This window comes from Phenylobacterium sp. (assembly GCF_965229015.1).
Taxonomy (GTDB): domain Bacteria; phylum Pseudomonadota; class Alphaproteobacteria; order Caulobacterales; family Caulobacteraceae; genus Phenylobacterium.
The window spans coordinates 1,953,729-1,976,191 of sequence record NZ_CBDDIM010000001.1 but is presented as its reverse complement, the minus strand read 5'-3'; the positions used below and the strand labels follow the sequence as shown (position 1 = coordinate 1,976,191).

At 65.3% G+C, this 22,463-nt stretch carries 22 protein-coding genes and 1 tRNA gene; 14 read left to right on the top strand and 9 right to left on the bottom strand.

Translation table 11 applies throughout. The features are described 5' to 3' along the window. The first annotated feature begins 50 nt into the window (after positions 1–50). Positions 51–296, top strand: a complete 246-nt coding sequence (locus tag ACO06I_RS09910; RefSeq protein WP_421932407.1) for a hypothetical protein — start codon at positions 51–53, stop codon at positions 294–296. 169 nt (positions 297–465) lie between these two features. On the opposite strand, the gene secY is transcribed toward ACO06I_RS09910, so the two are convergent. Beyond that, complete coding sequence (gene secY / locus ACO06I_RS09905; protein ID WP_421932406.1) at positions 466–1,827, bottom strand: preprotein translocase subunit SecY; 1,362 nt, start codon at positions 1,825–1,827, stop codon at positions 466–468. A gap of 370 nt (positions 1,828–2,197) precedes the next feature. Between secY and ACO06I_RS09900 the strand changes: the two genes are divergently transcribed. The 6 genes from ACO06I_RS09900 (at position 2,198) to ACO06I_RS09875 (ending at position 7,843) form a co-directional block, all read left to right on the top strand. Then, entirely contained in the window at positions 2,198–2,458 is a 261-nt protein-coding gene (locus ACO06I_RS09900) for a hypothetical protein (protein ID WP_421932405.1), read from the top strand. Positions 2,459–3,037: 579 nt separating this feature from the next. Beyond that, the gene (locus ACO06I_RS09895) at positions 3,038–4,744 is read left to right on the top strand and encodes an ATP-binding protein (protein WP_421932404.1); all 1,707 of its coding nucleotides are present in this window, start codon (positions 3,038–3,040) and stop codon (positions 4,742–4,744) included. Positions 4,745–4,966: 222 nt separating this feature from the next. Further along, positions 4,967–5,365 carry a DUF2945 domain-containing protein gene (locus ACO06I_RS09890; protein WP_421932403.1) on the top strand — a complete coding sequence of 133 codons (399 nt, stop codon included), beginning with the start codon at positions 4,967–4,969 and terminating at the stop codon, positions 5,363–5,365. 54 nt (positions 5,366–5,419) lie between these two features. Next, complete coding sequence (locus ACO06I_RS09885; RefSeq protein ID WP_421932402.1) at positions 5,420–6,031, top strand: DUF488 family protein; 612 nt, start codon at positions 5,420–5,422, stop codon at positions 6,029–6,031. A gap of 938 nt (positions 6,032–6,969) precedes the next feature. Beyond that, entirely contained in the window at positions 6,970–7,101 is a 132-nt protein-coding gene (locus ACO06I_RS09880) for a hypothetical protein (protein WP_421932401.1), read from the top strand. Positions 7,102–7,687: 586 nt separating this feature from the next. Next, positions 7,688–7,843: a hypothetical protein gene (locus tag ACO06I_RS09875; protein WP_421932400.1), complete on the top strand. Its 156-nt coding sequence runs from the start codon at positions 7,688–7,690 to the stop codon at positions 7,841–7,843. On the opposite strand, the gene ACO06I_RS09870 is transcribed toward ACO06I_RS09875, so the two are convergent. From ACO06I_RS09870 to ACO06I_RS09850, 5 genes are all read right to left on the bottom strand, one after another. Next, the gene (locus ACO06I_RS09870) at positions 7,840–8,598 is read right to left on the bottom strand and encodes a cyclic nucleotide-binding domain-containing protein (protein ID WP_421933617.1); all 759 of its coding nucleotides are present in this window, start codon (positions 8,596–8,598) and stop codon (positions 7,840–7,842) included. The genes ACO06I_RS09875 and ACO06I_RS09870 overlap by 4 nt on opposite strands. Positions 8,599–9,137: 539 nt before the next feature. Then, positions 9,138–9,296: a helix-turn-helix domain-containing protein gene (locus tag ACO06I_RS09865; RefSeq protein ID WP_421933616.1), complete on the bottom strand. Its 159-nt coding sequence runs from the start codon at positions 9,294–9,296 to the stop codon at positions 9,138–9,140. Positions 9,297–9,312: 16 nt separating this feature from the next. Beyond that, positions 9,313–9,468 (bottom strand): hypothetical protein, encoded by a 156-nt coding sequence (locus ACO06I_RS09860; protein WP_421932399.1) that lies wholly within the window; start codon positions 9,466–9,468, stop codon positions 9,313–9,315. A gap of 23 nt (positions 9,469–9,491) precedes the next feature. After that, a complete protein-coding gene (gene pal / locus ACO06I_RS09855; protein ID WP_421932398.1) occupies positions 9,492–10,025 on the bottom strand; it encodes a peptidoglycan-associated lipoprotein Pal in 534 nt (177 codons plus the stop codon). Positions 10,026–10,201: 176 nt separating this feature from the next. Then, positions 10,202–11,275, bottom strand: coding sequence for a 2OG-Fe(II) oxygenase (locus ACO06I_RS09850; RefSeq protein ID WP_421932397.1), 1,074 nt, complete (start codon positions 11,273–11,275; stop codon positions 10,202–10,204). A 380-nt stretch (positions 11,276–11,655) separates the two neighbouring features. Here ACO06I_RS09850 and ACO06I_RS09845 point away from each other — a divergent pair, with 380 nt between their 5' ends. The 3 genes from ACO06I_RS09845 (at position 11,656) to ACO06I_RS09835 (ending at position 14,445) form a co-directional block, all read left to right on the top strand. Continuing rightward, positions 11,656–12,009: a peptidase inhibitor I78 gene (locus tag ACO06I_RS09845; protein WP_421933615.1), complete on the top strand. Its 354-nt coding sequence runs from the start codon at positions 11,656–11,658 to the stop codon at positions 12,007–12,009. Positions 12,010–12,268: 259 nt separating this feature from the next. After that, the gene (locus tag ACO06I_RS09840; protein WP_421932396.1) at positions 12,269–13,759 is read left to right on the top strand and encodes a sensor histidine kinase; all 1,491 of its coding nucleotides are present in this window, start codon (positions 12,269–12,271) and stop codon (positions 13,757–13,759) included. Continuing rightward, a complete protein-coding gene (locus ACO06I_RS09835) occupies positions 13,756–14,445 on the top strand; it encodes a response regulator (protein WP_421932395.1) in 690 nt (229 codons plus the stop codon). The genes ACO06I_RS09840 and ACO06I_RS09835 overlap by 4 nt, the downstream gene beginning before the upstream one ends. 641 nt (positions 14,446–15,086) lie before the next feature. Here ACO06I_RS09835 and ACO06I_RS09830 read toward each other — a convergent pair. Then, a complete protein-coding gene (locus tag ACO06I_RS09830; RefSeq protein ID WP_421932394.1) occupies positions 15,087–15,509 on the bottom strand; it encodes a nucleotidyl transferase AbiEii/AbiGii toxin family protein in 423 nt (140 codons plus the stop codon). Between the two features lie 51 nt (positions 15,510–15,560). On the opposite strand from ACO06I_RS09830, the gene ACO06I_RS09825 reads away from it, so the two are divergent. The 4 genes from ACO06I_RS09825 to ACO06I_RS09810 all read left to right on the top strand — a co-directional run bounded on the left by ACO06I_RS09825 (position 15,561) and on the right by ACO06I_RS09810 (position 20,490). Beyond that, a tRNA-Leu gene (locus tag ACO06I_RS09825) sits at positions 15,561–15,646 on the top strand. Between the two features lie 768 nt (positions 15,647–16,414). Continuing rightward, on the top strand, positions 16,415–17,569 hold the full coding sequence (locus ACO06I_RS09820) for a recombinase family protein (RefSeq protein ID WP_421932393.1): 1,155 nt from the start codon (positions 16,415–16,417) through the stop codon (positions 17,567–17,569). After that, complete coding sequence (locus ACO06I_RS09815) at positions 17,566–19,362, top strand: DUF2239 family protein (RefSeq protein ID WP_421932392.1); 1,797 nt, start codon at positions 17,566–17,568, stop codon at positions 19,360–19,362. Before ACO06I_RS09820 ends, ACO06I_RS09815 begins: the two co-directional genes overlap by 4 nt. Before the next feature lie 189 nt (positions 19,363–19,551). Beyond that, positions 19,552–20,490 carry a S1/P1 nuclease gene (locus ACO06I_RS09810; RefSeq protein ID WP_421932391.1) on the top strand — a complete coding sequence of 313 codons (939 nt, stop codon included), beginning with the start codon at positions 19,552–19,554 and terminating at the stop codon, positions 20,488–20,490. A 40-nt stretch (positions 20,491–20,530) separates the two neighbouring features. Here the strand turns inward: ACO06I_RS09810 and ACO06I_RS09805 are convergent, their stop codons facing one another. Both ACO06I_RS09805 and ACO06I_RS09800 read right to left on the bottom strand, forming a co-directional pair. Then, a complete protein-coding gene (locus ACO06I_RS09805) occupies positions 20,531–21,877 on the bottom strand; it encodes a hypothetical protein (RefSeq protein WP_421932390.1) in 1,347 nt (448 codons plus the stop codon). Positions 21,878–21,994: 117 nt separating this feature from the next. Continuing rightward, positions 21,995–22,423: a hypothetical protein gene (locus tag ACO06I_RS09800; protein ID WP_421932389.1), complete on the bottom strand. Its 429-nt coding sequence runs from the start codon at positions 22,421–22,423 to the stop codon at positions 21,995–21,997. Positions 22,424–22,463: the final 40 nt, after the last annotated feature.

Sequence of the window (22,463 nt, the reverse complement as noted above, 5' to 3'; positions counted from 1 at the left end):
AGATCGTGCTACGATATGTATGGTCCAGGGGAGGATCAAAGATGCTTGTCATGGCTGACCTGAAGCGTTGGTTCACCCAAAATGGCGCGCCGTGGCGTGAAGCCGACCGGCCCCCTGCCGCCCATGGAGTCCGCATGGTTGCGGCGATCGCGACACCGAGAACGCCGTCCGGCATGATCAAGGCCGAATGGCCAAACGGCCGACCGGAGCCTCGGCCGCCGGCGAACGATTGGGATGCCGAAGAAACGCACTTCCATGACCTGCCTCCGGCAAGCCCTCACCCTGGCCAGTGTTAGGGCGGCGTCCTGGTGGCGTCGGCTATGTGGTCAGGTCGGGTCCCGAGGCGTTCAGTGTGGTCCCGCGCCTGACGCTCGAGGATCTTGAAGCCTTACCGCCGGGGACCGGGGCATGGCGCGGCGCCGTATCATGCTTCGATCTTGGCAGAACGATCACCAGACATTTGCGTCAGCCGGGGGGAGGCGCGCCACGACGGTTGTGCAGTTTGGACTTCTTGATCAGACCCTCGTACTGGTGCGCCAGCAGGTGGGACTGGATCTGGGTCACGGTGTCCATGGTGACGCTCACCACGATCAGGATCGAGGTGCCGCCCAGATAGAAGGGTGCGCTATAGAAGGCGATCAGCGCTTCGGGTAGCAGGCAGACCAAGGTGATGTAGATCGCACCAAGGACCGTGACCCGGGTCAGGACAAAGTCCAGATACTCCGCCGTGAATTTGCCGGGCCGGATGCCGGGCAGGAATCCGCCATGCTTGCGTAGGTTCTCGGCCGTCTCGGCGGGGTTGAAGACAACTGAGGTGTAGAAGAAGCAGAAGAACACGATCAGCGCGCCGTACAGCAGCATGAAGGCGGGGCGGCCATGCTGGAGTTGGCCAGCTATCGACGGCAGCCATTTGAGCTGGTCGGGAAGGTTCGCCGTGGCCAGGAACCCCAGGGCGGTGGCCGGCAGCAGCAGCAGGGACGAGGCGAAGATCGGCGCCATGACGCCCGACGTGTTCAGCTTCAGCGGGAGGAAGGACGTGTCGCCCCCCAGAATGCGGAAACTCTGTTGGCGGCTGGGGTACTGCACCAGGAGCTGACGTTGCGAGCGCTCCATAAAGACGATCACCAGGATCACGCCGACCGCCAGAGCGCCGATCATGAACATGGCGGCGGCGGGTAGGGCGCCGGTTCGCACCATGGAGAGCATCTGCCAGACGCCGCGCGGCAGCACCGCGACGATGCCTGCGAAGATGATCAGCGAGACACCGTTGCCGACCCCACGGGCGGTCACCTGTTCGCCCAACCACATCAGGAAGAGGGCGCCGCCCGTTAGCGTCACGACCGTGGACACCAAGAAGAAGATGCCCGGCTCATTCACCAGCCCGGGACTGGCCTGGAGTCCAACGGCGATTCCAAAGGACTGTAGCAGAGCGAGCGCCACCGTCAGGTGCCGGGTGTACTGGTTGAGGGCCTTGCGGCCGACTTCACCGCCCTCCTTCCGCAGCTTTTCCCAGGGTGGATAGACCGTCCCTAGCAGTTGCACGATGATTGAGGCCGAGATGTAGGGCATGACGTTCAGCGCGAAGACCGCCATGCGCTCGACGGCGCCGCCGGAAAACATGTTGAACATCCCCAGAATGCCTTGGGTCTGGCCGCTAAAGAGATTGGAAAAGGCCGCCAGGTTGATGCCCGGAATGGGGATGTAGGTCCCTGTCCGGTAGATCACCATCGCCAGGACCGTGAACCCGATCCGCTTGTGCAGTTCTGTGGCCTTGCGGAAGGCGCGCAAGTTAAGGTTCGCGGCGAGTTGCTCTGCGGCCGACGCCATCTCAGATCTCCAGCATCGCGCGCCGGGCGGCCACGCGTCACACTTCATAATATCGTATCCCGATATAAATGGGCGCAGCAAGCCGGGTGATGAGAGTTTCCCGCATATTGGCTTTCGACCCATCGAACTGGACCGTCCACACGATGGCGACCGCGCAAGGCGTGTCCTAGGGCGGCCATGTCAGGGCCTGGACATCCACCCGCGCCACATCCCTCGACCGAACCCGGGGCATCAAAGACCGCGGATGGCTTGCAATATGCCCCACCCGACCTATATATCGTATCACGATAGTTATGGGTCGTGGACCATCGGGTTTGAATGAAGTGGGCCTGTCACCACTTCTTCGGGCCCTCAAGATGAGACGGTTTTGATGGCGGCGCTTGTCTTTGTCGACATTCTCGCCGGGATCCTTGTGATCTTGGGTTTCCACATCGGATTCCGAAAGAGCTTCCTGCGGTCCTTAAGGACCTGGCGGCTCCGGCCGACGAGCCCTGAGGTCGCAACCGCGTCAGAGTTCGAGGAGCTCGCGTCGGTCTTTCGGATCGTCGGTGTCATGCTGATGGCTTTCAGCTTCACGGGCGCCTGCTTCGCCAACCTGATCGTCTATTACAGCGCTGGCGGCCCCCCTTGATCAGCGCGCTCTCCATCTCGGGGCCGGCTTGATGACCTGTCTGAGACCCAGAGGGATTTGCTCATGCCCCGAACGTCGATCTCCAGGGAGATCCCACCAGCGGCCGTAGGGCGACGGTGATCAGCAAATGTCCGGTCACATTCTGCCGAACCCGAAGAGCCGCCTGGCGCGCCGCGGCGGCTGTCAACTCGCCAACGGCGAACACCGCAGACCTCCGGTCCGACGTGCGACGCACGAACCCGGCCACGCAGATCCAGCCGGTCAATACGAGGGCTTCCACGCCTCTGAGGTCGAGCGGCGCCGTCCACAGCGCTCAAGTGACGCACCCTGCCGGCGCCGCTTCCAGGACGCGCTTGGCGACGCCTTGGCCGGCAGGTTCCCGGCTGCTGATCCCGCCTCCATGATTCGATCAGATGTGCGACGCGTTGTCGGCGATGCGGGTGATCAGGGATGAGCGCGCTGGAGCCTGAGGGCGGGCGCAGTGAGCGCCCGCGATCGAGCCCCGCTGAACCGGCTGGTTCAGCCGTCGAGCCGGCGACTTGCCCGCGGGGTGCGCCTTGGCCTCGAGCTCCGGGGTCGATGGCCGACCGGATCCGGGCCTACCCCTGGGCGTCGAGCGGCCTTGACGCCATAGAGCGCTGGCCAGCTTGCCTGCGCACGTCAGTGGACCTGATGCTGCACTCTTCGATCGCCATGGCGATCTACTGGGGCCGTGCGGGCGTCGCGATCTACAACGACGCCTATGACGCCCTGACCGGCTGTCGGGACGATCTCCTCGGATCCCCACGCGGGTCGGCCTGGCCGGAAATCGCAGACACCCTAGGCGACGCAGTGTTGGCGGGGCTGCGCGGGGAGTCCCTGTCTGTGCGACACCGCCCTGTCGCAGCTCACGATAGCCAGGCCGCTAGATGGCTGGACTTCGACTTCAGTCCGATACCTGACGACAATGGCGAATGGGGCGGCGTGGTCGCGATCATCATCGAGCAGACCGAACGCGTGCGGGCCGTTGTCGCCCTGCAGACACTCAGCGACACGATGGAAGCGCGCATCGCTGAAAGGACTGAGGCGCTCGGCAGCGCGTTGGATACCCTGAACGGCGAGATCGCTGAGCGGCAGGCCGCCGCGGAGGCGCTGCGTCAGAGCCAGAAGATGGAAGCCGTCGGACAGCTCACCGGAGGTATCGCGCATGATTTCAACAATCTGCTGACGGGGATCATCGGGAGCCTCGACCTGATGCAACGCCGGATGAGCGGGGGACAGACGCAAGATATCCAACGCCTTGCAACCACGGCGATGACCTCGGCGACCCGGGCCGCGGCCCTGGCGCACAGACTCCTCGCCTTCTCTCGCCGTCAGCCGCTGACGCCCAAACTCGTCGACATCGGCCAGCTGGTCGCGTCCGTGGAGGACCTGCTCCGCCGGACCATTTCCGAGCGGATCGAGCTTGAGCTGGTATCCCCCGGTGGCGGGTGGCGGACGGTCTGCGATCCGAACCAATTCGAAAACGCCATTCTCAACCTCACTATCAACGCACGCGACGCAATCCCCGCCAAAGGGCGACTGCGGATTGAAACCGGCGAGGTCGGGTTGACCGCCGCGGCTTCGAAACGCCTGGACATCGCCGCCGGCGACTACGTGTTCCTCGCGGTCACGGACACCGGTTCCGGCATGCCGCCCGATGTCGCACGCCGCGCCTTCGAACCCTTCTTCACGACCAAGCCGCAAGGCGTGGGGACTGGGTTGGGGCTCCCGATGATCTACAGCTTCGCGCGGCAATCTGGCGGCACGGTCGAGATCAACAGCGAGATCGGCGAAGGCACGACGATCAGACTCTATCTTCCACGGTCCCTCGCGGAGTTTACGGATTTCGGCGACGCGCCAATATCGCGCAACGAACACCCCCATGGGCAGGGGCGAACCGTCCTCGTCGTCGAGGACGAACAGTCTGTGCGCGCCATGGTGATGGAGGTTCTGCAAGACCAAGGCTTTCGTGCGATCTCGGCGACGGACGGCGCGGCCGGGCTCGAAGTGTTGGAATCCGAGGCGCACATTGACCTGCTGATCACCGACATCGGTCTGCCAGGCCTGAACGGGCGCGAACTCGCTGAGGCCGCACGCCGTCGCCGACCAGAGCTCAAGATCCTCTTCATGAGCGGATACCCGCCCGAGACTCCACGCACGGCGGAACCATCGCGCCAGAGCGACCTGCTGATTGTCAAACCGTTCACGTTGAACGCGCTCCTCGATCGTATCCACGACACGCTTCAAGCCGTGTGCAAAGTCTGAGATGCGGCCGCAACCTATCCGGCCACCGCGCATTAATATCGCAATACGACATAAACACCTGCCGGAGCCTCGGCGTGATCGACCGTCTTGCCCACCGATCCACAGGTGGCGTGTTTCGCCTTAACCACCGGGCATGCGGGAGCCTCATCGAGACAGGGATCGATGAGACGAGACGGCGCCCCTGGTTCCTCTCTGAGACCAGCCGAGTGGGGAGATCGCCACGTGTCCAGTGAAACCAATGACTCTCAGGACGCTGCGAAGCTGCGTCAGCGTGTAATTTCAAGGTGGGACAATGAGGGCGGCGCAACAGATGAAGGTCCACAAGAAGCCATATCCGCTGAGCAACGTCGGAAGGTGTCGCCAGATCAAGCTGACGCCGCGCCGCTAGCACAGAAGGAGGCCTTGGTGGTCCAACGGTTCAAGGTGGGGGACCTGGTGAGTTGGAACTCGGAAGCTGGCCGCGTCAGCGGCGCGATCATCCGGATTCATACCCAGAATGTCGATTACAAGGGTCATACACATCATGCGAGCTCGACGTCTCCCCAATACGAGATCAAGAGCAGCAAGACCGACCACGTGGCTCTTCACCGCGGTGAGGCGCTCACGCGATTGAGCGATTGACGTAAGCGCAAGGCGCGCGGACCGGATAGGCGGGAAGGCGCTGGGATCGTCGGCATGATCAAGGCGAAAGAGGCTCGGCGCCCGTTCTTCACGATCGGACATTCCACCCGGTCGGTCGACGAGATCGCGGGCCTGCTCCACGAGGTGGGAGCCCAAACCATCGTCGATGTCCGCAAGCTGCCTCGTTCACGCGCCAATCCGCAATTCAACATCGACGCCCTGTCCGGCGAACTCCATCGACGGCAGATCGGATATCGCCACATCGCGGCCCTCGGCGGGCTGCGCGGGCGCGAGCCCATGCTGCGCGCCTCGCCGAACACATTCTGGCAGAACAAGAGCTTTCGGAACTACTCCGACTACGCGACGACGCCTGCGTTCCAGGCGGGGCTGGCCGAACTGATCGCGGTGGGGGCGCAACAGACCTGTGCAATCATGTGTTCGGAGGTTCTCTGGTGGAGATGCCATCGCCGCATCATCGCCGACTATCTGCTCGCCGACGGGGCGGAGGTCCTTCACCTGCTGGGCCCTGGCGACGTCAGGCCCGCCGTTCTTACGACCGGGGTCAAGAGGGTCGGCGAGAGCCTCCTCTATCAGGAGCGTGACGGCGGCAGTTCATCGGTCGGGGCCCTGTCGCCCGGGAGGACGGCCACCTGGGTGCGCCGGTAGGGCGCCATTTCCTCCTCGAACCAAGGCGCGCGCCGCAGCCAGGCCGGATTGCGCCAAGATAGGGGTGGGAGGATCACCGAGGGAGCTCTTGTACGCCACGGTCGCAGCCATCGAGCGCAGGGCGCCGGGGTTAACCGAAGCCCGCGAGGACCTAGCCGCCTCCCTACGCGTCCGCTCAAAACCCCCTGTTGAGGGTGAGGGCTAAGGTCAAGGTCACGGAGGTAGGCGACCGGGTGTCCGTTGAGGGCATGGCGGACACGATGTCGAAGCGCGGATCATGAGGCGACCGGTATGCGTGGCCGGAGATCTCCAAGGTGCACGCCAAGACCAAATCGCCTTTGACGTAGCGCTCGAACGGACCGGCGAATTCTTCGCGATCGAGCGTGAGATCAACAGGCTGCCCCCTGATCAGCGCCCAGCTGTGCCTCAGGCCCTCAGAGTGCCGCTCTGAGAGCCGTCCTGGACAACCGCATGATGCGGATCAGCCGCAAGGGCGAACGCGCCAAGGCCATCTGTCACAGCCGCAGACCGTAGCCGCGCTCTGCCGCTTCACTGAAGACGACCGCCTGGAAATGACCGACACGGCCGCTGAGCGCGCGATCCGCCCTTGCGTAACAACCTTGTGTCAATGCGCAAGGCTGCGAGGGTCAGGTTTGACTTCTCGGCTAGATCGTCCAAGATGACGCTATGCAGTACAAAGTCTGTGCCTTGGCCAAGCGCCGGCCCATTTGCCTGATCCCAGGCACTTAACCCTGATCCTGTAAGAACGCGTTGGCGTTCCGGGGTCAGGGAAAACCTTGATATACTGGCGAATGATCGCGCTTCGGCGCGAACAATCTCGTCATCTCATGAACATTAGCGCCTGTCGCCAGGCGCGCAGACCTTGCCGGATTGCAGGGTCGCAGGTTTGCGCCTGACGCACGGGTTGGGATAGCCACATGTCCAAGAAGAACCGAACCGGCAGCCGAGAGCCGCGAAAGCCGAAACAGCCGAAGGCTGCGCCAATTCCGTCGGGCAACCTTGGCGCGCTGGTCAAATCTCGCGCCGGATCCCCCGCCGGCGCGAAGTAGGCCCCCACCACCATGGGGCTGAAGCGCTCCCCCGGCGAGCGTCGGGGGAGCGTCTTCAATTTCCACCAACCGGCGGCGCCACAGAGCACGCCTGGAGACCGTAAGATGAGCCGAATCGATACCGAACCGCCTCGGCAAGCGGGCGGCCACGTTTCCTACGCCTGTCCGACGTGCGGCGGTCGCATTGCGAAGACCTGTCCCTGTGGGCGTGATCGAGGCGACTGGTTGCACGCCGAAGACGTGATCGTGGTCTCGATACCGAAGGCGGCCCGCGCCACCCCCGCTTCCATGTCCGAAGGCGAGGCGCGTGAGTAGACGGTTCGGGCAGCACAACATCACGGGGAGCAAAGCCCACCCGCCCCGCGCACGGGTTTTGCCGCCCTCCGGGCGCGGCGCCGGCCGGGCCTCGTTCTGATCCTCGGCCGGGTCGCGGTTGTGCGGCGCTGATTGCGACGGGGCTCCTCAGATGGCCTCGCCGATCACCGTGAGCCCGGTCGCGACGAGCAGACCTGGCTGGTCGCGCTGGTCTAGGATGGGGTGGGGGAGCATTCAGGTATCGCCTCAGCGGTAGTCGCCGGACCCACGGATGTTGGGGCGCCTGCGCCTCCCGGTGACCGAGGTCTGCGACGACCGCCGCCACGATCGCCCGCCCAACGGAGCCCACGGTCTGCAAGCCCCAGGCCACGACCTGGCCAGCGGCCAGGCCGGGGACACCCGTAACCTGGCGCAGTTCGGCGGCTAGCCCGCGCGGCTGGCGGGCCAGAGCTCCCGCTCGGCCTTGCCGATGGGCATGGCGCTGGGGGGCTGGTGGTTGTCGATCAGCGGATCGGGCTTGGCCAGGCGCTCCAGCACCACGGGGCGGGCGATGGTGACCTCGGGTCCGTTCACCACCACGCCGTAGCCGGTGAGGGTGGCGAAGGCGCGCGATAGGTTCTCCGGCGTCATGCCCAGCAGCGAGGCCAGCAGGCGCTTCTCGTGGGGCAGGGTGAAGGTGTCGGCCCCGCCCTGGCGGACCTTCTGGGTGATCAGGTAGTTGGCCAGGCGCTCGGCCCCGCCGCGCAGCTTCTGGTTCTTCAGCGACCGCACCAGACCGCGATAGCAGCCGGCGAGCTCCAGGGTGGCGGCGTAGCTGAAGCGAGGGTCGGTCTGCATGGCGCGGCGCAGGGCCTCGCCCGAGAGCATCAGGATGTCGGACCGCTCGACGGTGCGCGCGCTCATCAGGGCGTCGGCGTCCAGGGCGACAGCGGCGAAGATGAAGGTGGAGACCGGGCGCAGGATCGCAAGGGTGGTCTCCTTGTCATTCCAGGTCCCCTCCAGCTCAACAAGACCGTCGAGCAGGACATAGAGGAAATCGACCGGATCGCCCTCGTGCAGAAGGGTGGTGCCCGCCGGGAATTTCTGGAGGAAGGCGCCCGCCGTGACGGCGCTGAAGGTCTCGTCTGAGACACCGGAGAACAGGGACAAACCCTTTACGCGCTCCACGTCCACCATTCGCATCGACATTCCCATGCTCCCCTTGGGTCAACCTCACATCGGCCCCGTGCGCGAGTCCAACCTTGACCTAGATCAAGCGGCGCCAAAGCGTCGCGGCGGGGGGGCGTTGGCGCAGGTCAATTGAGCGCCGCGTGCGCGGTGCGACGGAATCACGTGCTCACCCGCTGATTGAGCGCAAGATCGAGATCCCCCTTGGTGACCTCCCCGCGACGACCGGACCTGACTAACACTTCAGAGGGATCATCCGCCCTTAGCATCAGATCACTGGGTTCGCGTGCCCACCGCGCCCGCCTCGAACCCACGGGGAATTCTCTGCGACGTCGGCGCCTCCTCCGGACGGGTTGTTCGCCAACGTCGTCGGCGGGGGTCAGGATTGCCGCAGGGCGGCCCCTTCCGCCGGGCGGGGGAGATCGGACCTGGGGCAACGCCGCATGCGTCTGATTTCGCGCGAACGCGCCTGGCTGAGAGTCACCTCAAGCGAAGGGTGGCGTCGGAAACGGGCGGAAACGCTGTCGGGCAACGGGGGTCCCCGAGCTTGAAGCTTAAATGACCCGTTCGGCAGGCGCCGCCCGGAAGGCTTTGCGAAGCGCAATGAGGGTGCCAAATCGCGGCGAGCGTGTTCCATCCTCGAACAATCGGACCGTGCGTTCAGCCAATCCTGCGACGCTCGCGAGCTTCTGCTGCGACCAGCCGAGCCTCATGCGCGCGACCCGGCACTCATCGGGCGTCAAGCTGGTGATCCTCGATCAGGCTGTCACCCAAGCGGCCGTTGAGAAGACGCTGGCGCCTCTCACCCACCAACCGCGCGCGGATGGTCAGCAACACCACCCCAAGCACTAGGAGAACCGCGAGGATTGCGAATGCGACTTCCATCACATCTGGCTCCCGCGACGCCCTCAGCCAGGCACGAGATCGATCAAGACCGTCTGCGCGTTGCGGTTTCGCGACCAAGCGCCTTCGTCCGAACCCGGGGCGATGGGACGTTCCTTGCCGTAGGAAATGGTGTCGAGCCGACTGGCCGGCACGCCGCGACTGATCAGGAAGGCCTTCGCCGCCGCCGCGCGGCGGGCGCCCAGGGCCAAGTTATATTCCCTCGTGCCGCGCTCATCACAGTTGCCCGCGATAACAGCGCGAACGCCGGGGTGCCGAAGCAACCAGTCGCCTTGGCGCGCGAGGCTCGCGGCGCTCTCCTGATCTAGGCTGTGGCTATCGACCTCGAAATAGATCCGGTCTCCCGCATTGGCGGCCAAGTCCGCCTGCAGAGCGGAGGGCCGCCCGTAGCGATCCTCGGCTTCCTGCCCTCCCCCATCCCGCCCCAGGGCGGTCCCGGCCGCCGGCCCCGCCATCGACTTCGGCTTTGAGGCGCAAGCGGAGAGGGAAAGCGCCGCGATGAGGGCCAGGGCGAGAGGTTTGACGACCAGATTTTGCATGGTTTTCCCGATTACTTCGCCCGGGATAAGATCTTCGATGCCCGGGCTTCAAGCATAACAACCTTATAAGGACGGAGCGGCTTAGCTCACCCTGAGCGGGGTTGAGATTAAGCGGCCCTATTGGCGATCTGAACTTTGGCGCTCGCGGTCGTTCGCGCCACCAGTCGGCCGGGATTTCACGACCCAGCCGGGGCGGATTCTGTTGGCCCCGTGGCCAGAAAGGTCTGATTTTCCTGGCGGATACGGGCGGCGTCTTCGTCATAGAAGAACGGCAGAAAGGCGTATCGGCGCCCCTTGGTCACCGCAGTCGCTTCGTGCAGCAGGGAACAGGAAAACACGACTGCCCCCCCGGTCGGCGGTCGGTAGACGCGGCCGGGAAAGGCGGGAAAACGCAGGTTTCCGCCCTCGAACTCGTCGGCATTGAGATTGATCGAGCAGGCGAAACGTCGGTGCGCGGTGCCCTTGGTGGTGTCGTCGCGGTGGGGGCGGAAATAGCCCCCATCAGCGGCGTCGTAGCAGGCCACGATATATCGCTCCATGCGCGTGACTTTGAATTGAAAGGCGGCCTGGATCTCCGGCAACAGGCGAGAGACGATCCGCGTGCGCAACTGCGCCTGCAACTGTGGATCGGCGATATCGGCGTCGCGTCGGCGCTTGAAGTCATCGACCACGCCCACGGTCTTGCCGCCCACCTCTCGCATCACCCCGGAGGCCTGTCCGCCGACCGTCTCATAGACATCGATCAATCGGCGACACATCTCTGGCTCGAAGATCCTGGGGACGACCAGCACCGGCGCATTGAGGGGCACGCCGGCATGCAGATGTGGTTGCGGCAGCGAGCGAACCACCTCGAACAGGCGTGAGTCGTCCTGCGGACTATCGCCATAGACCAGGACGCGCAGGGAAGGATCGAGCAGCACCCAACGGCCCCGTTCCGTCCCATCCGCGTCCAGTGCCCCGTAGTCCCGGCTGATATTCCCATCCGCGTCCAGGAACCAGCGCAGGCCCCCGTCATCCTGGGCGCTCGCGAACAGGGTGTGGTCGCGCAGCACGCCGAAGGCGCGCAGGCGGATGTCGTCGAACAGGTCGGCATGTTCACGAAGGCGACTGATCATCCGCTCTCGCGCCGCGATCTCCTGCGGCAGAAAGACCAGGAGGATGTAGAGCCCGCCCTGGCTGATGAAGACGAACTTCGGATTGACGTGCGACGGCGCGACAAATGTCGGGGCCGGTTGCCCGACACCGATCATGACGCGCGCCCTCGTTTCACGGCGACGACCATGGCCGGGACCAAGGCGACGCCCCGTGGAGAGCCGACAAGGGCGAAGGTGATCAGGGTGGGAAAAGCCATCTGCGGATCCGGTGAAGACCTCGCCAATTGAGGATGAGGCTTCGGATCGGCCAAGCATAAGAAGCTTATAACCCCGGGCTTGGCGGCATAACCGGCCCATAATTGAGTGCGGCACAGGTCCGTGGAAACTGCCTCAGTCCGCACGTCCTCGATTCCGGTGGACGATGCGTCGGCGGCGGCGGCTCGCTCGCCTCCGGGTGTTCCTCGCCGGGCGGTTCGCCGCCGACGCATCCCCGCTCCGAAGCAAGGGATCGACGGCTAAGGGAGGAACGCGACTTGGTGCTGCCCCAGGTTCGACGCAACGGGTTGCGCCGCGAGCTGAGCGCGATGGGCGCGCTGGTGACGCTGATCAGCGCCTGCGCCGCCCCCTCACCACCGCCGCAGGTGGCCGACACAATCGCCTCGGCGCCACCGGCGCAGGTGGTCGCGCCCCTTGAGCCCGATCACTGCGGCGCGGCGGACCAGCGTCAACTGATCGGACGGTCGCGCCGGGAAGTTCCGGTCCCGGTCTTTCCCGCGTTGCAGCGGGTCGTCTGCTCCACCTGCGCCATCAGCGGGGAACACATTCCAGCTCGGCTGAACTTCTTCTTCGATGCGCAATCAGGACTCATCACCGAGGTGCGGTGCGGTTGATCCGCACGCCATGAAGCGCGGGCGCGTCACACGGCGCCTTGGCTCAGGGCGCCAATGAAGATGCACAGCTCCGGCCAACTGTGGCCACACATAACCCCCCTATAATTGAACCCGAAGACTTGGCCGGTCATCCTGACACCGCCCGGCGCCCTCGCCGTCGGGCCGCGTCGGTGCCTGGCAGGCGCCTGCTCACTCCTGGTCCCCTCAGCGGCGGCGGCCGGGCATCGACGCTATACACGATAGCCGGAGCCCTGTGATCTTGAGACGGCTGAACCTGCGCAGCGTGAAGGGCCTGTGGCGCTATCTGGCCGCCCTGGGCGTGGTGGTGGCCGCGACGCTGATCGCCGAGCTGCTCTACCGGACTTTGGAGACCAACCGCCTCTCCATGATCTTCCTGGCGGGGGTGCTGGTAACCGCCGTGTGGCTAGGATCGGGCCCGGCTTACTTCGCCGCCGCGATCGCCTTTCTGATCTACAACTTCTACCTTGCCGAGCCGCGTTTCACCCTGACCTTCGCCTCGCCCGAAGACGTCATTGTCCTGATAGTCTTCCTCATCGTGGCGATGCTCACCGGCAGTCTGGCCGGTCGGGTCCGGGATGAAGCCCGCCGAGCCCAAGCGCGCGCGCGGACGACCGGCGCGCTGCTGGGCGCCAGCCGCGAGTTCGGCGCCTCGATCAGCGAGGCGGGGGTGCGCGAACGCCTACTTGTTCATCTTGCCGAGGCCGCCAAGGGCGACGCGGTGATCTGGGATGGCCAGCGTGCGGAGGTACATCCGGCCGGAGTCGAGCCGCCCCTTGACCTGATCGGCGACGTTGAGCTGTTGGCGCGGCGCGCCTTGAGCGACGCCGTGATAACGGTCGATGCTGGACCCTGGCGCGCGCGGCCCCTGCGCGCGGCCGGCCAGCTGCTGGGCGTGGCTGTCTGGCGTTCGCAGACGCCAGAGCCGCCCCAGCCTGAGGAAGTGCAGTTGATCAATCTGCTGATCGATCTGGGGGCCAGCGCCATCGTGCGCGCCAAGCTGTCGGCGGGCCAAGCCGAGGTGCAAGCCCTCGCCCGTACCGAACAGTTGCGGAACGCCCTGCTGTCCTCGATCTCGCACGACCTGCGCACCCCTCTGGCGGCCATCCTCGCCTCCGCCTCCAGCCTCAAGGAGTTCGGCGACCGGTTTCCGGCTGAGGTGCGCGACGATCTGCTCACCACCATCACCGAGGAGGCAGAACGGCTGAATTTGTTCGTCGCCAACCTGCTCGACATGACCAAGCTGGATGGCGGCGCCCTGAAGGTGGAGCGTGACCCCTTCAGCGTTCCGGAGGTCATCAACCGGTTGACCGCCAGACTGGACCGGCGGCGGGGCGCGCGCCGGCTTCGGACGCGGATCGACGATGGGGAACTGATCGCCTGCGGTGATCCCATCCTGCTGGAACAGGCGCTCGGCAACGTCCTGGAGAACGCCATCCGCTTCAGTCCGGACGGCAGCGACATCGAGATCACTGTCCTCGGCGGCAGCCGCGTGCAGATCGAGGTCGCCGACGCCGGGCCAGGCGTCCCGGAGGGGGAACTGGAGAAGATTTTCGAGAAGTTCTTCCGATCGGAGCACGCCGCGAAGCACAGCCAGGGCGCCGGCCTTGGGCTTTCCATCGCCCGCGGCCTGGTTGAGGCCATGGGTGGAGGGGTGCGCGCGCGTCGGCGGGGTGACAGGCCTGGCCTCATTGTCACGACCGAGCTTCCCGCCCAGGGGACCACCTCATGAGCGATGAGCGCCTGCTGCTGGTCGATGACGAACCCCAGCTGATCCGAGCGTTGCGTCCAGCGCTCGGCGCGGCGGGATATGAGGTCGCCACCGCCGAAAGCGGCCATGCAGCCCTGGCCCACATGGCGAGCGAGCTGTGCGACGTGGTCATCCTCGATCTCGGCCTGCCCGACGTGGACGGAAAGGAAGTCATCCGGCGCATCCGTGAATGGTCGGACGTGCCGATCCTGGTGCTCTCGGCCCGTGACCTGGAGTCGGAAAAGATCGCGGCCCTCGACCTGGGCGCGGACGACTTCGTCAACAAGCCGGTTGGGGTGGGAGAGCTGCTGGCCCGAATTCGTGCGGCCCTGCGCGGGCGGGAGCGTCGTTTCGCCTCCCATGCGCTTCTGAAGACGGGCGAACTGGAAATCAACTTCGCGTCCCGCGAGGTGACCCTCTACGGCGACGATGTCCACCTCACCCCTCGAGAATATGATCTGGTTCGCACCCTCGCCCGCTATGCGGGTCGGGTCGTCACCCACAAGCAGCTCATCGCCGCGGTGTGGGGGCCCGACGCGACTGTGGACGCGCAATTCGTGCGTGTCTTGGTGGGTCAGGTGCGACAGAAACTGGAGATCGACTCGGCGTCTCCCAAGATTCTCTTGACCGAGCCCGGTATCGGTTACCGCCTACGGGCCGAGGACTGAGCCGGGCGCCGCCCCTAAAGTGCGACAAGCACTGCTTTGGCCGGTGCAAGGCTGACCAACAAGCTCACAATGGCGAACTGGTCAGGCGCGAGCGGTAGGTCAGACTGGCGGCGGCCGCGAAGCACGCCCAAGCGCGCCGGGCCGAGACGACCCAACCGCGATAACGCCGGGATTGGTCGCCTCCTCGGGGTGGCCGCATCGCCCAACGCATCGGGACCCCGAGCCCAGAACTAGTGTTTGGCGGTGTCCGCCGCAGCGGTCGCCGCCAGGCTGGAATCCATGGCGGCGTCGGGGCTCGGCACGACGCTAGCCGTGCTCACAGGTTCTTCGCCGATCTCCGAGGCCGACATAGCCGGGTCGGGCTCCTTTGCGCAGCCGACGGCGGCAAGCCCCATAGCGGCGACCGCCGCGAGCATAGCCAAGCGCATCCGATACCTCCATGAACGACGCCGGAAGCTAGGCTGCGTCACCGGTCGGCGCCATTATGGTGCGCTTATGACGCGCCGTTCGTGGAACCGCCTTGTGCGCCTTCCCTCCCAGGGGCCCCGCGATTTGTATGAAGACCCTCAGCGAGGGGCATCCTGCGCCGTCAACCCTCGCGACAACCCTCACCCGCCCCCCAATGCAAATCCGCCTCGGTGTTACCCCCGGTGGCCGCTGCAATTCAGGTTGTGATCAGCGCAACACTCAGCTCGAGTTCCAGGCTCTCCCAAGTCCGCCTCGGCTCGCCAGCGCAACTCGGGGTCCTCCAGCGCCTTGGCCGTCCCGGTGATGCCCCGGGTGGCGCATTTCTCCACCAGGGTGCGGTGGATGACGACGAGATCCTGGTCTGTCATCGGGTGATGCTCAAGGAGAAAGGCGATGTCGTAGACGTCCTTCCGCCGACAGCTATTGCGGCCGGGCTGCTGCAGCAACGCGCGCAACGTCTCGTCCACCAGCTCGTGCATGCTGAAGGCGCGCACCGAGACACCGTCCTCCGTGAGCTGGAGATCCTGCGAGGTGGGCCGCAGGCCAGCGGACGGCCTCGACGCTTCCCAGCTCCTATCCCTGGGCCCCGCCCGCAAGGCTGGCTCCCGCGGTTTGGGCGGGCTATGTCAGGGCCTGCCCGACCGGGCGGGGACATGGCGGAACTGGTAGACGCGCCAGACTTAAAATCTGTTGGGCACAACCCGTCCGGGTTCGACCCCCGGTGTCCCTACCAGGTTGGCGATCCCATCGAAGGGAAGTGTTTCAGCGGGATCTTCAGGGGATTCGTCCCTGCGCGGAGTTCGAGAACCGATCCTGCCGCGGGGCCGCGCGAGCAAAGATATCAACATCGCCCACCAACGCCTCATCGGCGGCCGTCATGCTCGTGTCAGGTCGAGGTGTCGAGAAGACCGCCAGGATCGCCCGTGACGAAGGTGAACTGGTGAGCTGGTCCTCATGCTTGGAGGGATTGGCCACGTACCAGAGCCCGGCGATGTATCGAACCCGATCACCCTCGCCAGTCGACTCAAAGCCGATTTCCCAGCGATGTTTCGGTTCGTCCGTCTTCCAGCCTGGCGGCTCGCCATACTCGATGAAGCCCGAGAAAGGGGATGAGTGCGCGTCGGCCCTTGTAGGGTTCGCGGAAGGCGGCCGTCGTCTCGACGGTTTCCAGGCGCGCGTTGGCGCACATCGCCTTCCAGGCTGAGACAGGGCCCTTTGTGGAAGAACGGCGCCATCCACCAGCGCGCCTCCAGGCCCTCGACCCTGGCCTTGGGATCGGCGGGATCAATGGCGCGGATCATCGTGGCCCGGTTGGTGGGCTTGAACGGCCGGTCGAGGGGGCGGTTGGGCTCGGCGTCGATCCAGTTGATCGGAACGTTCAGCTCCGAGACCTGCCAGTCGTATTCGCCGCGGCGGACCCTGAGATGATATTCATTGCACATCGGCTGAGTCAGGCGCGCTGTAAGCTTGCAGGCAAGATTGCCGCCGCAGGAGCCCGACCATGGGCGATCCCGTCAGGGCTGCCCAGTACCTCCGGATGTCGACGGAGGACCAACTCTACTCGATCGAGAACCAAGCCGCCGCGATCGCGGGCTATGCCCAGGAGCACGGTTTCGAGGTCGCTTGCTCCTATGTGGACGCCGGCAAGAGTGGCCTGACCCTAGCTGGACGTCCCGGACTGCAAGCGCTTCTCGCCGACGCCCAGGGACCGGCGCCCGACTTCCAGGTCATCCTGGTCTTCGACGTCAGCCGTTGGGGTCGGTTCCAGGATGTCGACCAGGGGGCTCACTACGAGTTCCTGTGCCGCAGGGCAGGGATCGCAGTCGAGTATTGCATCGACCCCTTCGAAAATGACGGCAGCATGGAGGCCGTGCTCATCAAGGAGCTCAAGCGGGCCATGGCCGCTGAGCTCAGCCGGGACATGTCGGTGAAGCTCCGGATCGCCAAACGCAATGCGGCGAGCAAGGGCTACCTGATGAGCGGTTCGGCGGTCTATGGGCTGCGCCGGCACGTCGTGGACCAGGCCGGCCGGGTGCACGGTGTCCTGGAAGCTGGGGAGCGCAAGGTCTCCAGCCGCTATCGGGTAGTGCTGGCTCCTGGACCCAAGGCCGAGGTCGACACCGTGGCGAGGATCTTCCGGCTCTACGTGCTGACGGGCCTTCGTCCTGGCGGCATCGCGGCGCTGCTCAATGGCGAGGGGGTGACCGCGGTCGCGGGCAGGGCCTGGAGCTCAGACTGCGTGCGACGCGTACTGCGAAACGATACCTATCTGGGCGTCCTCACCTTTGGCCGCCGGTCAGGCATGCTCGGTCACAAGGCTGCGCCTACGCCGCCTGAAACATGGCTGCGGGTCGAGGGCATCTTTGAGCCATTGGTCGCGCGCAGCCTGTTTGCCGAGGCGCAGCGTCTGATGGGGCGGCACAAGCGATTGAGTGACCAGGAAGCGCTGGCGCGCCTGACCCGCGCCGTATCGCCCTCGGTCCGAATGACTGGGAGCCTGATCGATGCTCACCCGGATCTGCCCTGTGCTGCGGTCTTTCGAAAGCGGTTTGGTGGGCTCAAGAACGCCTATGCCCTGATCGGATATTCCAGGACGCGCCGGCCTGGCATGGGACCGGGCCGCTGGCCCAAGCCGCCCGTGCCGACAGGACTGTGACGAGTTCGACGATCCGGGCGGCGCAGTACCTGCGGATGTCACGGGATGCCCAGCGGTACTCGCTGGAGAACCAGAGGGCGCAGATCGCCGCCTATGCGGCCGAGCACGGCATTGAGGTCGTCGCGACCTACGCCGACGCCGGCAAGAGCGGGGTGCGGCTCGAAGGCAGGGAATCGCTTCAGCAGCTGCTGGCTGATGTGCTGGCGGGGCGGGCGGACTTCGGGGTCATCCTGGTCCAGGACATCAGCCGCTGGGGCCGGTTCCAGGATCCCGATGAGGCCGCGCACTATGAGTACATCTGTCGCGCGGCCGGCGTGGACATCCAGTACTGCGCCGAGGCCTTCCGCGCCACGGCCACGCCGACGGGCTCCGTCCTCAAGGCGATGAAGCGGCTGATGGCCGCGGAGTACAGCCGCGAGCTCTCCCGGAAGTGCTTCGATGGCGCGGCTCGTTTGTCTGCCATGGGTTTTCGCCAGGGCGGAGCCGCCGGCTATGGTCTCCGTCGGCAACTGGTTGACGAAAATGGCCGACCCAAGTCTTGGCTGAGCGCCGGGGACCAGAAGTACCTCTCGACGGATCGCGTCGTCCTGGCTCTTGGGCCACCCGAGGAGGTCGAGACGGTTCGGCGGATCTATCGGCTGTTCACCTATGAGGGCTGCGGCAAGCAGGCGATCGCTGACCGCCTGAACGGCGACGGAATTGTTTGCGAGGCGGGCCGGGCCTGGCGCGCCTGGACCGTCGCCCAGGTCCTTTCCAACGAGAAGTACACTGGCTCAATCGTCTACGGCCGGGAGGCCCGCAAGTTGGGCGGGCGGAAGGTCATTCGCCCGATTGAGGACCGCATCCGGGCCGACGGTGCTTTCGAGGCCATCGTGTCGCGTGATCTGTTCATGGCCGCGCGGAAGGTCGCCGAGGCCCATGCCGTGCATGCGACGGACGCCGAGCTTCTCGATCAGCTCGCGGGGCTGCTCGCGCTTAGCGGAATGCTATCCGACAAGATCGTCAACGCGGCGCCCGGTATGGCGAGCACCAACACCTACATCCGGCGGTTTGGCGGCCTGCGGGAGGCCTATCGAAGGATCGGCTACGTCCCGAGCCGGTCGCGCCGCCAAGGCCGTCCTCACGTTCCGGACGCGGCTCTTTTATCCGGGTATATTGACCAGCCTCGGATCAGCGCCGAAAACGGGGCCGTCTTCCTCAGCCAGGATTTGCATCCCATGTTCACTGCGTTTGCCGGCGACAAGCGGATCGCCTCCGGTGACCTGCCGACAGTCTCTCTGGCCGTGAAGACCGCCGTAGATGCGGGGGTCGATCGGATCGTCGTCTTCGAGGATGCGACAGGCAAGGCCGTCGACCTGGATCTGCGGGGTACCTCGGAAGAGGTGAGGGCGCGCCATGCGGCCGCCAATCCTGAGGAAGAGGCGCCCGGCGACGAGGCCGCCAAGCCGGGTCGAGGACGACCCAAGCTCGGCGTGACCGCCCGTGAGGTCACACTGCTGCCGCGGCACTGGGACTGGCTGGCCGGACAGCCCGGAGGGGCTTCAGCCGCCCTGAGACGTCTGGTGGAGGCGGCGCGCCGGGAGAGCGCGGAGGCCGACGCCGCGCGGCGGGCCCAGGAAGCAGCCTATCGGGTCATGTCGACGCTCGCGGGAAACCTGCCGGGCTTCGAGGAGGCGACGAGGGCGTTTTTCGCCGGGGACCAGAAGCAGTTCCACAAGCTCTGCGGGGGCTGGCCGCGCGACGTACGGGAATATTTGGGTGGCCTGGTCGATGCGATCGGGCATCCCGACTGACCGCAGACCGGTCGCCGCATCGGCTGCGCCGCGGGTGCCGATGCGCGGCCAAAGATGTGTCGCCAATTGACACGCGCCACGGTTGATCCAACTCTTCGAGCGACACAAGTTCCCCTCCGCGTCCCCCAGTCCATGCGTCAAGGTGGCGGTCCGTCCGGGAGCGCCATTCCGCAGTATCACGAGATCGCCATGAGAGCGTTTGTCGTCGCCGCGAGTTTGGCTTTGTCCGCCGCAGCCAGCCCCGCGCTTGCTTGGAATGGTCGGGGTCACATGGTGGTCGCCGCCATAGCCTGGGACCAGATGACGCCGGCGGCGCGGGCAAAAGCCAGTGAACTACTGAAGCTCAACCCCCAATACGCGACCTGGACGGCGAGCACGCCGGAGCCCGAAAAGGGGCACATCGCCTTCCTGCGCGCTGCAACTTGGCCGGACTTCATTCGAACCGCCCCCGGCTACCGCGATGACAAGATCTCGGCGCCCGAGGCGTCGCAGGAGGTTGGCTATGCTCTCGACAAGCTCCGTCACACCTACTGGCACTACAAGGATTTGCCGTTCTCTCCCGACGGAACGCCAGTTCAACAGCCGCTCGCTCCTAACGCGGAGACGCAGATCCGGGCCTTCACGGCTACCTTGGCCTCATCTTCGGCCAGCGATGACGTGAAGGCCTACGACCTAGCCTGGATTCTCCACCTCGTAGGCGATGTGCACCAGCCCCTCCACGCGACGTCCCGCTACACCTCCGACCTCCCGAACGGTGATCGCGGAGGCAACGAGGTCGTGGTTTGCCGCGCGACCGCGACCAGTTGCAGCGAGACTAAAGGCAAGCCGCTGCACACCTTCTGGGACCACGCGCTTGGAGAGAGCGACCGCACTGACTCGGCTATCGCCAAGGCCCGGACGATGGCGAAGGCGCCCGCGACCAAGGCCGCGATCACGGATTCGGCTGCCTGGTTGAACGAGAGTCTCTCGGTCGCGAAGACAGCGGTCTATGCAACCCCGATCAAGGCGAGTCATGGGCCCTTCACCCTGACCAATGCCTATGAGGTCAAGGCAGGCTCCTATGCCGAACGGCGGGTCGCGCTCGCTGGAGCGCGGCTGGCGCGACTGTTGAATGCGCCATTCCAGTAGGCGCGCGTAGCTGGGTGCAAGGCGCTCAGCCACAAGCGGGTCAAGGTGCGGCGGGGCTCTCTGATTCCAATAGGGCGAGGTGATAGCGGATGAGGGCGTCGGCCAGGGCCGGTAGTTTCCCGAGTTCAGCGCCTTTGTCCTGATCGAACGACTGCGACAACCGAAGTCGGAGCCGTTCGGCACGATCTCGTTCAAGCGGCGGCAAGAGGGCGAGCATTTCCCGGACCATCTCGAACTCTAGGTCGGCGAAGCGTGGGTCGGCCTTTTGGTCGAGTAGTCCTGCACTTGCGCACAGCCCGCCCAGAATGGCCTCCAGCCGAATTGTTGCGATGCCGAACATCGCCAACTTGAGGCTTCCGTCCTGGCGCTGCAATTCGGCGAGGCTTGGAAGCCCCTCGAAGGGCGGCTCGTCCGGTGGACAATCGGGGAACAGCGCAGACAAGCTTTCGGCAATGTCACCATTGATAGAGCCGGGCAACATGTCGATGGTGTCGTAGTACTCCGGCAGTTGGCTAAGGTATGCTGAAATCAGCTCCGGCCTCCGCTCGAGCAAGACTCGCGGGTTCTTCGCCTGAGATAGAGCTTCCTGCAGGTCTAACTGGGTCGCTTTTAGGAGGGTTGAGAGCCCCTGGGCGATCACCTCAATCGCACCAAACTTAGCATTCGAGCCCATCGCGAGAATTGCATGGGCGTCGCTGAAGTCGATCTCCAAGCTCCGCACAAAGCTCGCTACCTCGTCCGCGCGCGAAAGGCCGGAGCGCTCGACAAGCGCGAGGATGTCGGTCGCTGTGTCGTGATGGTATAGCGACGTCACGTCGGACCAGCCCGGACCACGGCAGACGCGGTCGAGGTCTGCAGGGTACGCCCGATCGGGGCTTAGGCCGAAACGGACGCCGGCTGCGCGGTATGCGTACGTGATTAGCTCCGAGCAGAAGGGTCTCGTCTGCCGGCCGAGACCCTGCGAAACGAGGCGGATTGCCCGGCCCAGCCAGCTAGAATAGCGCCCGGGTACGAAGCTATACGGCTGGCCAAGGTAGCGTTCCGCCTCCAGCCGCATTGCGCTCTTTTGAGAGGCGGACAACGGCGGCTCCGTGCGTCGCGCGACGCGGAAGTTGGCGCCGGGTTCGCCGGCGCCAACGGCCTTTTCGAGTGCTTCGAAGCAGATCGATTTCCCGTCCGCGTGCAAAACGAGGCCGGGCGATATTCCCATCGCAACATGCGCGTAGTGGAATCGGACCGGGCGCTCGTGGCGACCGAGGACCAGGAACCACTGACCCATCCGGCTGAGCCAGGAGCCCTTTGACTTGCGGCTCACAAAGATGACGTCGCCCAACTCGATGGCATCGGCGTGGAGAGTCGCGGCTGAGGCGACTGAACCCGCAGGCATGGTCGTCTCCTGAGGCATCGACATTTGCTTCACTAGGGCGGGGCCAACTGCAGCCCCATCGCTAATTGCGGCCGGCTCCCGCGATCGCCGATAGACCAATTTCGCTCATCGTGCCTCTCAGAACTTCGGCTGCGTGGGCGCGGCCGGCGCGAGCGTGCAGGCGCCGCTGAGCGCGACGTCCCCGCCGCTCTTGACCTGGATGTCACCGGTCATGCGGTTGATCTCCATCCGCCAGGTGATGAACCCAAGGCGCTTGTAGGAGCCGGTGATGCGCGCGTCGTCGCCAACGACGTCCTTCATCGTGCGGACCCGCCCATCGGGATAGATGATCTGCGCATTCGGCGCATGCACGCTTACCTTCGCGACTCCCGGCTTCATGACCGACCTGTTGAGAGTAACGGTGCCGCCGGTCCAGTTGCCCTGGGAGTCGTAGGTGTTGGCCTGTCCTCTCGACGTCTCGATGTCCTGATACTCGCCGTTGCAGACGAGCTCGAGATCGAGCGCCGCCGCCATGGGGGCGGCTGCGGCCAAGATTGCGAAGATCATGTGCGCCAGTCCCCCCAAATCCCCAGCTGCGCCGGCTCGC

Bases quoted from the DNA above. Each gene is read 5' to 3' on its own strand.
- secY (WP_421932406.1), bottom strand. From the start codon at position 1,827: ATGGCGTCGGCCGCAGAGCAACTCGCCGCGAACCTTAACTTGCGCGCC.
- ACO06I_RS09805 (WP_421932390.1), bottom strand. From the start codon at position 21,877: ATGCCTGCGGGTTCAGTCGCCTCAGCCGCGACTCTCCACGCCGATGCC.
- ACO06I_RS09835 (WP_421932395.1), top strand. From the start codon at position 13,756: ATGAGCGATGAGCGCCTGCTGCTGGTCGATGACGAACCCCAGCTGATC.
- ACO06I_RS09900 (WP_421932405.1), top strand. From the start codon at position 2,198: ATGGCGGCGCTTGTCTTTGTCGACATTCTCGCCGGGATCCTTGTGATC.
- ACO06I_RS09895 (WP_421932404.1), top strand. From the start codon at position 3,038: ATGGCCGACCGGATCCGGGCCTACCCCTGGGCGTCGAGCGGCCTTGAC.
- ACO06I_RS09875 (WP_421932400.1), top strand. From the start codon at position 7,688: ATGTTGGGGCGCCTGCGCCTCCCGGTGACCGAGGTCTGCGACGACCGC.
- ACO06I_RS09880 (WP_421932401.1), top strand. From the start codon at position 6,970: ATGTCCAAGAAGAACCGAACCGGCAGCCGAGAGCCGCGAAAGCCGAAA.
- ACO06I_RS09860 (WP_421932399.1), bottom strand. From the start codon at position 9,468: ATGGAAGTCGCATTCGCAATCCTCGCGGTTCTCCTAGTGCTTGGGGTG.
- ACO06I_RS09885 (WP_421932402.1), top strand. From the start codon at position 5,420: ATGATCAAGGCGAAAGAGGCTCGGCGCCCGTTCTTCACGATCGGACAT.
- ACO06I_RS09910 (WP_421932407.1), top strand. From the start codon at position 51: ATGGCTGACCTGAAGCGTTGGTTCACCCAAAATGGCGCGCCGTGGCGT.
- ACO06I_RS09820 (WP_421932393.1), top strand. From the start codon at position 16,415: ATGGGCGATCCCGTCAGGGCTGCCCAGTACCTCCGGATGTCGACGGAG.
- ACO06I_RS09850 (WP_421932397.1), bottom strand. From the start codon at position 11,275: ATGATCGGTGTCGGGCAACCGGCCCCGACATTTGTCGCGCCGTCGCAC.
- pal (WP_421932398.1), bottom strand. From the start codon at position 10,025: ATGCAAAATCTGGTCGTCAAACCTCTCGCCCTGGCCCTCATCGCGGCG.
- ACO06I_RS09810 (WP_421932391.1), top strand. From the start codon at position 19,552: ATGAGAGCGTTTGTCGTCGCCGCGAGTTTGGCTTTGTCCGCCGCAGCC.
- ACO06I_RS09870 (WP_421933617.1), bottom strand. From the start codon at position 8,598: ATGCGAATGGTGGACGTGGAGCGCGTAAAGGGTTTGTCCCTGTTCTCC.
- ACO06I_RS09865 (WP_421933616.1), bottom strand. From the start codon at position 9,296: ATGAGGCTCGGCTGGTCGCAGCAGAAGCTCGCGAGCGTCGCAGGATTG.
- ACO06I_RS09800 (WP_421932389.1), bottom strand. From the start codon at position 22,423: ATGATCTTCGCAATCTTGGCCGCAGCCGCCCCCATGGCGGCGGCGCTC.